Below are 12,142 nucleotides of genomic sequence, written 5' to 3'. Positions count from 1 at the left end.
GCTCGAATATACAGTCGATCAATTATTTGAACACTGTTCAATTTTTCAACCTATCACGCCCGTGGAGGCCCGCCATGAACGCACCGCAATCCACCGCCCTCGCCCCGCCGGCCCGCCCGGCCACGCTGATGTCCGGCGCCGACTACCGCGACTCGCTGCGCCGCTACAAGCCGACGGTCTACGTCGATGGGCAATTGGTCGACTCGGTGGCCGATGCGCCGTCGCTGCGCCCGGGCGTCAACGCCCTCGCCTACACCTACGACTTCGCCCGCGACCCGGCGATGGCCCCGCTGGCGCTGGCCGTGCAATCGGGCCGCGGCCTCACCGTGAACCGCATGGCGCACGTCAACGAGTCGGCCGGCGACCTGCTCAACAAGCTCGAGGCCGTGCGCCTGCTGTGCCAGGAGACCGGCTGCGCGCAGCGCTACCTGATGCACGATGCGCTGAACGGCATCGCCCAGGTCAGCGCACGCCTCGACGACGCCAAGGGCGGCACCGAGCACCGCGCCCGCTTCCAGGCCTACCTGGCGCGCGTGCAGGACGAGGACCTGAGCCTCGGCGTCGCGATGACCGACGCCAAGGGCGACCGCAGCAAGCGGCCGCACCAGCAGGCCCACCCCGACACCTATGTGCACGTGGTCGAGCGCAACGGCAAGGGCATCGTCATCTCGGGCACCAAGGCCATCGTGACCGGCGCGCCCTACCTGCACGAGCTGCTGGTCATGCCCGGGCGCAACATGGGCGTGGAGGACGCCGATTTCGCAGTCTGCTGCGCGGTGCCGATCGACGCGCCGGGCATGACGCTGGTGTCGCGCCCGGCCGGACGGCCGGGCGACAAGCTCGAGCACGGTGCCGCGCTGTTCTCGCGCCGCTACGGCCAGGCGACCGCGGTGGTGATCTTCGACCGCGTGTTCGTGCCCTGGGAGCGCGTGTTCTACGCCGGCCAGGACGGCGAGTGGGAGCACAGCGGCGTGCTGACCTACAGCTACGCCACCCACCACCGCCACAGCTGCATCGCCGCGCGCGCCGGCTTCGGCGACCTGCTGATCGGCGCCGGCGCGCTGATGTGCGAGGCCAACGGCTTCGATCCCGGCGAGAAGAGCAACCTGCGCGAGCCGATGGTCGAGCTGATCAAGATCACCGAGGGCTTCTTCGCCTGCGGCGTGGCCGCCAGCGTGTACGGCACGGCCGATCCGTACAGCGGCAGCTTCATGCCCGAGCCGGTGTTCAGCAACATCGGCAAGCTGCTGATGTCGACCCAGATCTACGACATGCACCGCCTGGCGCACGAGGTGTCGGGCGGCCTGATCGTCGCGCTGCCCGGCCCCGACGAGGACCACAACCCGGCCACCGCAGCCACGCTGTCCGAGGTGCTGCGCGCCAACCCGACGGTGCCCTACGACAAGCGCATCGAGGTCGCGCGCTTCATCGAGGACCTGACCGCCTCCTACCAGGGCGGCTGGTATTCGGTGATCAGCCTGCACGGCGGCGGCTCGCCGGCCGCGCTGAAGCAGGAGATCTGGCGCAACTATCCCGTCGGCAGCAAGGTGGAGCTGGTCGAACGGCTGCTCGACCGCGGCGTGCTGCATGACGAGACGCGCGCGATCACGCGGAACCGCCAGCCGGGCCGCTGCTGCGACACCGGCTGCACCGTGCCGGGCCAGCCGGTGATGGTGGTGCTGCCGGCGTCGACGCGGCAGCAGGGCTGAGAGTACGCACTCAGCCCTGCGTGCGCACCACGATGCGGCCACGCACCTCGCCGCGCATCAGCCGGGCGGCGGCATCGATGGCCTCGTCGAGGCCGATCTCGGTGGTCATCGACTGCAGCAGCGCGGGGTCCAGATCCTTCGCGAGGCGCGCCCAGGCCTGCTGGCGCAGCGCCAGCGGCGCCATCACGCTGTCCACGCCGAGCAGCGCCACGCTGCGCAGGATGAAGGGCATCACCGTGCCCGGCAGGTCGGCGCCCTGCGCCAGGCCGCAGGCGGTCACGGCACCGCCGTAGCGCGTCTGCGCACAGGCGTTGACGAGCGTGTGGCTGCCCACCGCGTCGACCACTGCGGCCCAGCGTTCGGTCTGCAGCGGCTTGCCGGGCGCGCTCAGCTCGGCGCGGTCGATCACCGACTCGGCGCCGAGCTGTTTCAGGTAGGCCGCCTCGCTGGCCTTGCCGGTGGCCGCGACGACGCGATGACCCAGCTTGTGCAGCAGCGCCACCGCCACCGAGCCGACTCCGCCGGTCGCGCCGGTCACCAGCACCTCGCCATCGCCCGCCTGGATGCCGTAGCGCTCCAGCGCCAGCACGCTCAGCATCGCGGTGTAGCCGGCCGTGCCGATCGCCATCGCCTGCCGGGGCGTGAAGGCATCGGGCAGCCGCACCAGCCAGTCGCCCTTGAGCCGTGCCTTGCCGGCCAGGCAGCCCTTGTGCACCTCGGCGACACCGAAGCCGTTCAGCACGACACGGTCGCCGGCCTTCCAGTCGGGGTGGGTGCTCTCGATCACCGTGCCCGCGCCGTCGATGCCGGCGACCATAGGCCAGCTGCGCACGACGGGCAGACGGTTGGTGATCGCCAGGCCGTCCTTGTAGTTGAGGGTGGAGTAGTCGATCGCCACGGTGACGTCGCCGTCCGGCAGGAAGCTGTCTTCGACCTCGCGCACCTCGGCGCGGAAACCCTCGCTCTTGTCGAGCACCAGCGCCTTGAACATGTCTGTCTCCTCGTGAATGAATCGTCGCGGTGGATGGCGACCGATCAGTCGGGCGCGACGAGCCGCCGGAAATCGGCGACAGCCGCCTCCAGCGGCCCACCATCGCGTGCAAGACGGGCGCGCAGCACAGCGCCCTCCCACGCGGCCCAGAAGCCGCGTGCGGTCTGGCGGGGATCGAGTCCGGGGCGCACCTCGCCGCGCGCCTGTGCCGCCGCGATCGCGCGAGCCAGCACCTCGCCCCATGCGTCGAGCGATGCCAGCAGGCGCCCGCGAAAGCCCTCGTGCAGTCCGCCCAGTTCCTGGCCCAACGCACCGACGAGGCAGCCGCGCCGCCAGCCGTGGCGCGCCATGCCGTCGAGCGATTCGGCCAGGAAGGCGTCGAATTGCTCGCGCAGGCAGCGCCCCGGAACGTCCCCGCCGAAGCAGCGCCCGAGTCGCTTCAGGAAGAAGGCCTGGTAGCCCTCCAGCACCGCGTAGCCGAAGTCGTCCTTGCTGGGAAAGTAGTGATAGAACGATCCTTTCGGGACGCCGACCGCGCGCAGGATCGTGTCCACGCCACTGGCCGCCCAGCCGCGTTCGAGCACCGTCTCGATGCCGGCGCGCACCAGCCGGGTCCGCGTGTCTTCACGGGCCTCGCCGCGTTCGGCATGGCTGCGCCGAGCAGCCGCGGAGGATGAGCGGGCAGGGGCGGGTGCGGCGACGGGCATGGCACGAGATTAGACCGATCGTCTACATTTTTCAAGTACCCCCTCGAACCGAACCGCGCCTCGGCCAGCGATCGACCGAAAAAGCGCGCTAAGTGCTTGTGAAACAAGAAGTTTCCGCCTTGACGCAATGCAGCGGCGCCCGCTATCTTCGCGCCCATGACCCGTTCGCCCGGAAGACTGCGGCTGTTGCCAGCTGTCGTTTCGCTGGCCTTGTGCCTGGCGGGCGGCGTTGCGAACGCCGAGCCGGGCGGCGAACCGACCGCGGACGCCGTCACCCGCTTCCTCACCGAGCGCGGCCTGATCGACCCACAGGCGGGCGACACCTCGCTCGCGCAACAGGTGCGCGCGCGGGCTTCCGACTGGACGTCCGACCTGGTCCTCTCGGCCATGAATTTCCTGGGCGTGCGCTACCGCCGCGGCGGCGAGACCGCCGAGCAGGGCTTCGACTGCAGCGGCTTCACACGCCATGTGTTCGAAGCCAGTGTCGGGCTGGTGCTGCCGCGCCGCTCGAACGAGCAGGCGAAGGCGCCCGGACTGCTCGATGTGAATCGCGACGAACTCAAGCCCGGCGATTTGGTGTTCTTCAACACCCTGCGCACGGCGTTCTCGCACGTGGGCATCTACGTCGGCGATGGCAAGTTCATCCACGCACCGCGCACCGGCGGCAAGGTGCGCGTCGAGGACATGCGCGTGGCCTACTGGAGCAAGCGCTACAACGGCGCGCGCCGTGCACCGCAACCGGCCGATGCGATCGGCACCGCCCCGACGCCGCCGACGCTGCCTGCAACCGTGCCGGCGCTGCAACCCGCGATCGCCGTCGGCGCGACCGCGCTGAACTCCTCGCTGACGGCCACCGGGCATTGACCCGTTTGCGCGAACGCGCCTTCCTCCCGCGGCACAATGCCGCATGGCCGAACGCAGCATCCCCCTGATCGACCACCGGCAGCTCGCCGCCCGGCCGGTGGTGCCTGTCCACGCCCCGGTGCCGAGCGGTCTGCTGAGCGACCGTCGCGGTCGTCCGCTGCACGACCTGCGCATCTCGGTCACCGACCGCTGCAACTTCCGCTGCAGCTACTGCATGCCCAAGGAAGTGTTCGACAAGGACCACCGCTTCCTCCCCCACAGCGAACTGCTGAGCTTCGAGGAAACCACGCGGCTCGCCCACCTGTTCACGCTGCACGGCGTGCACAAGATCCGCCTGACCGGCGGCGAGCCGCTGCTGCGCAAGAACCTCGAAATCCTGGTCGGGCAGCTGGCCGCACTGCGCACGCCCGATGGCGAGCCACTCGACCTCACGCTGACCACCAACGCCTCGCTGCTCGCGCGCAAGGCGGTGGCGCTGAAGGACGCCGGGCTGCGGCGCGTGACCGTCAGCCTCGACGCGCTCGACGACGCCGTGTTCCGCCGCATGAACGACGTCGATTTTCCGGTCGCCGACGTGCTGGCCGGCATCGAGGCCGCGATCGCCGCGGGGCTGGCGCCGATCAAGGTCAACATGGTGGTCAAGCGCGGCAGCAACGACCAGGAGATCGTGCCGATGGCGCGCTTCTTCCGCGACCACTTCGGCGGCAGGGTCGTGCTGCGCTTCATCGAGTACATGGACGTCGGCATCACGAACGGCTGGCGCATGGACGAGGTGCTGCCGTCGGCGCAGGTGGTGCAACGCCTGCACGAGGTCTTCCCGCTGTGCGCGCTGGAGCCCAGCGCCCCCGGCGAGACCGCCGAGCGCTGGGGCTATGCCGACGGCCGCGGCGAGATCGGCGTGATCTCCAGCGTCACGCACGCCTTCTGCGGCGACTGCAATCGCGCCCGGCTGTCGACCGAGGGCAAGCTCTACCTCTGCCTGTTCGCACAGCGCGGCCACGACCTGCGCGCCCTGCTGCGCGACCCGGCCGGCTACGACGACCGGCAGATTGCTGCAGCCCTGGCCGCCATCTGGGAGCAGCGCGACGACCGCTACTCCGAACTGCGCGGCAGCGACTCTGGCGCGGCAGCGTCACAACCCCGGGTCGAGATGAGCTACATCGGCGGTTGAACAGGCCATGATCGACAAGAGCCAGATCACGGGTTTGATCCTGGCCGGCGGCCGCGGCAGCCGCATGGGCGGCGTCGACAAGGGGCTGCAGCCCTACCGGGGCATGCCGCTGGCACTGCACATCCTGATGCGCCTCGCGCCGCAGGTCGACCGGGTGCTGATCAACGCCAACCGCAACCTCTCGGCCTACGAGAGCTTCGGCGTGCCGGTGTGGCCCGACACCGACGGCGACTACGCCGGCCCGCTGGCCGGCTTCCTGGCGGGCCTGGAGCGTTGCGAAACGCCCTACCTGGTGAGCGTGCCCTGTGACACGCCGATCTTTCCCGAAGACCTGGTGGAGCGCCTCGCGCACGCGCTGGAGGCCGAGGACGCCGAGCTCGCGATGGCGCGCAGCCCCGACGAAGGCGCGCCAGGACGCCCCGGACCGCAGCCGCAGCCCGTGTTCTGCCTGATGCGTGCCACGTTGATGCAGAGCCTGCTGGCGTTCGTCCACGGCGGCGGCCGCAAGATCGACGTGTGGACCGCCCGGCAGCGCTGTGCGATGGTCGACTTCGACGACCCGGCCGCCTTCGCCAATGCCAACACGCTGGCCGAGTTGCGCGAACTCGAGGCGCGCCGTGTCTGAGTCGACCCTGACCCGGCTCGCGAACCTGCAGCAGCCGGCCGTGATCCGCCGTCTCGGCCCGGCGGACCTGCAGGCCTACAAGACCCTGCGCGACGAGGCGCTGCGCCTGTACCCCGAGGCCTTCACCTCCGACCACGAAAGCCAGCGCCTGCGCACGCCTGAAAGCTACCTCGGCCGCCTCGGGCTGAACGAGCCGCTGGGCGGCAGCTTCCTGCTCGGCGCCTTCGTGAAGGAGAACGGACGCGAGCATCTGGTCGGTTCGGTCGGGCTCGAGCGCGACACGCGCAACAAGACCCGCCACATCAGCCGGCTGATCGGCCTGATGGTCCTGCCCGCCCACACCGGCCATGGCACGGGCAGTGCGCTGGTGCACGCCTGCGTTGGTGCCGCACGCAAGGCGACCGGCCTGCAACTGATCGTGCTCAGCGTCACCGCGTCGAGCGACGGTGTGCTGCGGCTCTACGAGCGCGCGGGCTTCCGCCGCTGCGGCCTGCTGCCGCGCGTGGTGCGCCTCGTCGATGCGCGCGGCGAGCACTATTTCGACCGCGCGCAGATGCTGCTGACGCTGTGATGGCCACGACGATGCAAACCCCTGCCCTCCCCACGATCGAACAGATCGCCTCCTGCGTCGCCGGCTACGACCCGAACGCGCTGGCGGTGACGCAGGCGCAGGACTTCATCGCACGCTTCGTGCCGCAGGTCGGCGCGGTGGAGCGGCTTGCGCTGCGCTGCGCCCTCGGCCGGGCGCTGGCGCACGACGTGGTCTCGCCCTTCGACGTGCCGTCGCACGACAACTCGGCGATGGACGGCTATGCCCTGCGCAGCGCCGACCTGCGCGGCGACGCGCCGACGACGCTGCGCGTGGCCGGCACGGGCTATGCCGGCCAGGCCTTCGACGGCCCCGTGGCCGCGGGCGAATGCGTGCGCATCATGACCGGTGCGGTGATGCCGGCCGGCCTCGACACCGTGGTACCACAGGAGTTCACGACCGCTCGGGACGGCACGGTCGTCGTGCCGCCGGGCGTGGTGAGCGCCGGCGACAACCGCCGGCTCAAAGGCGAGGACCTGGCGCGTGGCGAAGCGGCGCTCCATGCCGGCCGCGTGCTGCGCCCCGCCGACATCGGCCTGCTCGCCTCGCTCGGCCAGGCCGAAGTGCCGGTGCGGCGCCGCCTGCGCGTGGCCTTCTTCTCGACCGGCGACGAACTGCGCTCGATCGGCGAGCCGCTGGCCGCCGGCTGCGTCTACGACAGCAACCGCTACACGATCCACGGCATGCTCACACGCCTGGGCGTCGAGCTGCTCGACCTGGGCGTGGTGCGCGACGATCCGGCCGCGCTCGAAACAGTCTTCCGCAGCGCCTGCGAGAACGCCGACGCGGTCATCACCTCGGGCGGCGTCAGCGTCGGCGAGGCCGACCACACCAGGCAGGTGATGGGCCGGCTCGGCGAGGTGGCGTTCTGGCGTATCGCAATGCGGCCCGGGCGGCCGATGGCCTTCGGCCGCATCGCCTCGAACGGCCGGACCGCGGTGCTGTTCGGCCTGCCCGGCAACCCGGTCGCGGTGATGGTGACCTTCTACGCCTTCGTGCGCGACGCGCTGCTGGTGATGGCCGGCGCCTCGTCGCAGGGTCTGCAGACTTTGCCGCTGCTGCGCGCACGCACCACCGAGGCGATCCGCAAGAAGCCCGGCCGCACCGAATACCAGCGCGGCATCGTCACGCGCGCCGCCGACGGCGACTGGGACGTGCAGCTCACCGGCGCGCAGGGCTCGGGCATCCTGCGCAGCATGAGCGTGGCCAACGGCCTGGTGGTGCTGCACCACGAGCAGGGCTCGGTCGAGCGTGGTGACTACGTGGACATCCTGCCGTTCGACGGCCTGGTCTGAACCCTCCGGACGCCTGCCCCGTCCGGAACGATCCGCGAGGAGCCATCATGCGAACGCACGAAGTCGACGTGGCGATCCTCGGCGCCGGCTCGGCCGGGTTGAGCGCCTACCGCGCGGCGCGCGAGCACACCGGGCGGGTGCTGATGATCGACCCCGGTCCCTATGGCACCACCTGCGCCCGCGTCGGCTGCATGCCGAGCAAGCTGTTGATCGCCGCCGCGGAGGCTGCGCACGCGGTTCACGATGCCGCGCGCTTCGGCATCGACGTGCAGGGCGTGCGCGTCGATGGCGTGCGCGTGATGGCGCGCGTACGCGCCGAGCGCGACCGCTTCGTCGGCTTCGTGCTCGACGACATCGAGCGCATCGATGCCGCGCACCGCCTGCAAGGCACGGCCCGTTTCGTCGACCCGCACCGGCTGCAGGTCGACGGACCCGGCGGCGCCGTGGACGTGCGTGCCGATCGCGTCGTGCTGGCCACCGGCTCGCGCCCCGACGTGCCGGCCGACTGGCGCAGCGCGCTCGGCGACCGCCTGATCGTCAACGACGACGTGTTCGACTGGCAGGACCTGCCGCGCTCGGTGGCCGTGATCGGCACCGGCGCGATCGGCCTCGAACTGGCGCAGGCGCTGCACCGGCTCGGCGTGCGGGTGCGCCTGCTCGGCCGCGGCCCCCGGGTCGGCCCCTTGAGCGACCCGGCGCTGGTGGCGCTGGCCGCCAGCACGTTCGACGCGAGCCTGCCGCTGCAGCGCGAGGCCGCGGTGCACAGCATCGAGCGCCTCGGTGACGAGGTCGCCGTTCACTGGCACGCGCCGTCCGGCGAACACCGCGAGCGTTTCGACTTCCTGCTCGCCGCCACCGGCCGGCGCCCCAACACCGACCGGCTGGGGCTCGAACACGCCGGCCTGGCGCTCGACGACGACGGCGTGCCGCTGCACGACGCCGGGACGATGCGCAGCGGCCACTCGCATGTCTTCATCGCCGGCGACGCCGGCGACGACCGGCCGCTGCTGCACGAGGCCGCCGACGAGGGGCTGATCGCCGGCCACAACGCCGGCCGCTACCCGGATGTGCGGGCCGAGCGACGCCGCACGCCGCTCGCGGTGGTGTTCTGCGAACCCCAGATCGCGATGGCCGGCCGCAGCCACCGCGAACTCGGCACCGCCGGCATCCGCTTCGCGACCGGCCGCGTGAGCTTCGAGAACCAGGGCCGCAGCCGCGTGATCGGCCGCAACGTCGGCGCACTGCATGTCTACGGCGAGCGCGGCACGCGCCGCCTGCTCGGCGCCGAGATGCTGGGGCCGGCGGCCGAACACCTGGGCCACCTGCTGGCCTGGAGCATCGGCCGCAACGAGACGGTCGACGATGCCTTGGCACAACCCTTCTATCACCCGGTGATCGAAGAAGGCCTGCGCACGGCGCTGCGGCAGTTGCGCAAGGCACTCGACACCGCCGAGCCGCCGTGCGAAGGCTGCTCGCCGGGCGAATGATGGCTTCCTGCTCACGCCATCGCGTGATCGCGCGCCGCGACGGCGGTCCCGCATCGCGAGCGGGAGCTGACATCTGCCTGATGTGAGAAGCGGCCTGCACATATCGCCGGCCTTGACCGACTACGGTGCCTTCGCGGACGCACTGCGGTTCGCACGAACCCGGCGCGTCGAGCCGCTCGACGCGAGTGCCCCATCGAACCCAACCAGGAGTCAAGGAATGCGCATCAGTGGAACAAAGCCGTTGTGGAGACATCGTGTCGCGCCTTTCGGTGCGTTGGCGATGGTGCTGGCGGCGGGTGGCTCGCGCGCCGACGTGGAAGCCGACCGGCAGTATTGCGAGTCACTGCAGGCGGGGGCAAAGATCGTCTGCCTGCGCGACCTGAAGGACACGCCGGCGGCCACGCCTCCCGCCGCCGCCAAGCCCGCCACACCGGCCGCTCCCGCCGCCGAAGCCAAGACGGCTGCGGCCCCTGCGACCGGCGGCGCGGCGCCGTACAAGGTGGTCGATGGCTACAAGGTCGATGCAGAGACGCTGAAAGGCTTTCGCACCTGGCGCGCTGCGGCCTGCGACCGCTGCCACGGCCCGAACCAGGAAGGCCTGGTCGGACCGTCGCTGCTCAACAGCCTCAAGACCCTGAGCAAGAGCGAGTTCGTCACCACCGTGACGAACGGCCGCCTCGAGAAGGGCATGCCGAGCTTCGGCCAGAACCCCAACGTGGCGCCCAACCTGGATCAGCTCTACGCGTACCTGAAGGGCCGCTCGGACGGCGCGATCACCAAAGCCCATGTCGAGGCGATGCCCTGAGGCGTCGCGGGACGCTGAGATACTCGTCGGTGCGACGGCGCGAGGCCGTGAGGACACGCACCACCGATGAGCCCCAGCAACACCGAACGACCCGCCAACGTCGGCCTCCGCGAAGCCTTCGCGTTCTGGCTCAAGCTCGGATTCATCAGCTTCGGTGGCCCGGCGGGACAGATCACGATCATGCACCAGGAGCTGGTCGAGCGGCGCCGCTGGATCTCGGAGCAGCGCTTCCTGCATGCGCTGAACTACTGCATGGTCCTGCCGGGTCCCGAGGCCCAGCAGCTGGCGACCTATATTGGCTGGCTGATGCACCGCACCTGGGGCGGCATCGTCGCGGGCGGCCTGTTCGTCCTGCCCTCGCTGTTCATCCTGATCGCGCTGTCGTGGGTCTACCTGAGCTTCGGCAGCGTGCCGGCGGTGGCAGGCGTGTTGTACGGCATCAAACCGGCCGTCACGGCGATCGTGGTGTTCGCCGCCTGGCGCATCGGCTCGCGGGCGCTGAAGAACGCCTGGCTCTGGGGCATCGCGATCGCCGCCTTCGTCGCGATCTTCGCCTTGCACGCGCCGTTTCCGCTCATCGTCCTGGTGGCCGGCTTCGTCGGCCACCTCGGGGGCCGGTATGTCCCCGACAAGTTCGCGGTCGGCGGCAGCCACGGCAACGGGGCCCGGCGCCTGGGGCCGGCGCTGATCGACGACGGCACGCCGACGCCCGATCACGCCCGGTTCTCGTGGCCCCATGCGATCCGCGTGCTGGCGGTGTTCACGACACTGTGGATCGCCGCGCTCGGCGGGCTGACGCTGGCCTTCGGCTGGACAGCGGTGCTGACGCAGATGGGCTGGTTCTTCACGAAGGCGGCACTGCTGACCTTCGGCGGCGCCTATGCCGTGCTGCCTTATGTCTACCAGGGCGCCGTCGAGCACTACCAGTGGCTGACGGCCACGCAGATGATCGACGGCCTGGCGCTCGGCGAAACCACGCCGGGGCCGCTGATCATGGTGGTGTCCTTCGTCGGCTTCGTCGGCGCGTGGACCCACGCCATCTTCGGCCCGCACGCCTTGTTCGCGGCCGGTGCGACGGCGGCCATGGTGGTCACCTTCTTCACCTTCCTGCCGTCCTTCCTCTTCATCCTGCTGGGCGGGCCGTTCATCGAGACCACGCACGGCAAGCTCGCGTTCACCGCGCCGCTGACCGGCATCACGGCCGCTGTCGTCGGCGTGATCGTCAACCTGGCGGTGTTCTTCGCCTACCACGTGCTGTGGCCCGAAGGACCGGCCGGACGCTTCGAATGGCCCTCGGCAGTGATCGGCGCGGCGGCGGCCGTCGCGCTGTTCCGCTTCAAGATCGGTGTGATCCCGGTCGTGCTCGCGGCCGGCCTGCTGGGACTGGCCTGGCGGCTTCTTTGAAGGCTACGCCACCGTGCTGCCCGACTTCAACGCCAGGGCCTTGTTCGCCAGCGCGTCGGCGCGCTCGTTGTAGACGTCGCCGTTGTGCCCGCGCACCCAGCGGGTCGACACCTTGCGGGCGTCCGCCAGCGCGAACAGCTTCTTCCACAAGGCCAGGTTGGCAACCGTTTCACCCTTCGAGTTGCGGTAGCCCTTGCGCTCCCAACCGGCACGCCACTCGCTCAGGCCCTTGAGCACGTACTGGCTGTCGGACACCAGCTCGACCGCCGCCCCCGCCGGCACCCGCGTCAGGCCCTCGATCGCCGCCGTCAGCTCGGCGATCTGGTTGGTGCCCTGGCCGATGAACCCATAGTGATCGGTCTCGGTCTTGCCGTCCGGCGCGATGAGGACGGCACCCCATGCCGACGGGCCCGGGTTGGAAGGCGCACAGGCCCCGTCTGTGTAGGCAACCCACTTCATGACTCGAATCTCTTTTCGTTCTGGAGGAAGAATCCG

12 protein-coding genes are annotated in these 12,142 nt (G+C 70.5%); 9 read left to right on the top strand and 3 right to left on the bottom strand.

Going from position 1 to position 12,142, the window contains the following annotated elements:
• The first annotated feature begins 74 nt into the window (after positions 1-74).
• Positions 75-1,709 (top strand): 4-hydroxyphenylacetate 3-hydroxylase family protein, encoded by a 1,635-nt coding sequence (locus ACQY9S_RS02530; RefSeq protein WP_428423003.1) that lies wholly within the window; start codon positions 75-77, stop codon positions 1,707-1,709.
• Between the two features lie 10 nt (positions 1,710-1,719).
• Here the strand turns inward: ACQY9S_RS02530 and ACQY9S_RS02525 are convergent, their stop codons facing one another.
• Positions 1,720-2,700: an MDR family oxidoreductase gene (locus tag ACQY9S_RS02525; protein ID WP_428423002.1), complete on the bottom strand. Its 981-nt coding sequence runs from the start codon at positions 2,698-2,700 to the stop codon at positions 1,720-1,722.
• 44 nt (positions 2,701-2,744) lie between these two features.
• Positions 2,745-3,407 carry a TetR family transcriptional regulator C-terminal domain-containing protein gene (locus ACQY9S_RS02520; protein WP_428423001.1) on the bottom strand — a complete coding sequence of 221 codons (663 nt, stop codon included), beginning with the start codon at positions 3,405-3,407 and terminating at the stop codon, positions 2,745-2,747.
• Positions 3,408-3,563: 156 nt separating this feature from the next.
• Between ACQY9S_RS02520 and ACQY9S_RS02515 the strand changes: the two genes are divergently transcribed.
• From ACQY9S_RS02515 to chrA, 8 genes are all read left to right on the top strand, one after another.
• A complete protein-coding gene (locus tag ACQY9S_RS02515) occupies positions 3,564-4,271 on the top strand; it encodes a C40 family peptidase (RefSeq protein ID WP_428423000.1) in 708 nt (235 codons plus the stop codon).
• A gap of 43 nt (positions 4,272-4,314) precedes the next feature.
• The gene (gene moaA / locus ACQY9S_RS02510) at positions 4,315-5,442 is read left to right on the top strand and encodes a GTP 3',8-cyclase MoaA (protein WP_428422999.1); all 1,128 of its coding nucleotides are present in this window, start codon (positions 4,315-4,317) and stop codon (positions 5,440-5,442) included.
• A 7-nt stretch (positions 5,443-5,449) separates the two neighbouring features.
• The gene (mobA, locus tag ACQY9S_RS02505; RefSeq protein WP_428422998.1) at positions 5,450-6,067 is read left to right on the top strand and encodes a molybdenum cofactor guanylyltransferase MobA; all 618 of its coding nucleotides are present in this window, start codon (positions 5,450-5,452) and stop codon (positions 6,065-6,067) included.
• A complete protein-coding gene (locus ACQY9S_RS02500; RefSeq protein ID WP_428422997.1) occupies positions 6,060-6,638 on the top strand; it encodes a GNAT family N-acetyltransferase in 579 nt (192 codons plus the stop codon). The genes mobA and ACQY9S_RS02500 overlap by 8 nt, the downstream gene beginning before the upstream one ends.
• 11 nt (positions 6,639-6,649) lie before the next feature.
• Positions 6,650-7,951, top strand: a complete 1,302-nt coding sequence (moeA, locus tag ACQY9S_RS02495) for a molybdopterin molybdotransferase MoeA (protein WP_428422996.1) — start codon at positions 6,650-6,652, stop codon at positions 7,949-7,951.
• 47 nt (positions 7,952-7,998) lie between these two features.
• The gene (locus tag ACQY9S_RS02490) at positions 7,999-9,438 is read left to right on the top strand and encodes a dihydrolipoyl dehydrogenase (protein WP_428422995.1); all 1,440 of its coding nucleotides are present in this window, start codon (positions 7,999-8,001) and stop codon (positions 9,436-9,438) included.
• A 379-nt stretch (positions 9,439-9,817) separates the two neighbouring features.
• On the top strand, positions 9,818-10,243 hold the full coding sequence (locus tag ACQY9S_RS02485; protein WP_428425559.1) for a c-type cytochrome: 426 nt from the start codon (positions 9,818-9,820) through the stop codon (positions 10,241-10,243).
• 66 nt (positions 10,244-10,309) lie between these two features.
• Positions 10,310-11,647, top strand: coding sequence for a chromate efflux transporter (gene chrA, locus ACQY9S_RS02480; protein WP_428422994.1), 1,338 nt, complete (start codon positions 10,310-10,312; stop codon positions 11,645-11,647).
• A gap of 3 nt (positions 11,648-11,650) precedes the next feature.
• Here chrA and ACQY9S_RS02475 read toward each other — a convergent pair whose 3' ends face one another.
• Positions 11,651-12,106: a ribonuclease H family protein gene (locus ACQY9S_RS02475; RefSeq protein WP_428422993.1), complete on the bottom strand. Its 456-nt coding sequence runs from the start codon at positions 12,104-12,106 to the stop codon at positions 11,651-11,653.
• Positions 12,107-12,142: the final 36 nt, after the last annotated feature.

The sequence above is a fragment of the Methylibium sp. genome (assembly GCF_965279545.1).
Taxonomy (GTDB): Bacteria; Pseudomonadota; Gammaproteobacteria; order Burkholderiales; family Burkholderiaceae_C; genus Methylibium.
This window is presented reverse-complemented; position numbering and strand designations above follow the sequence as displayed.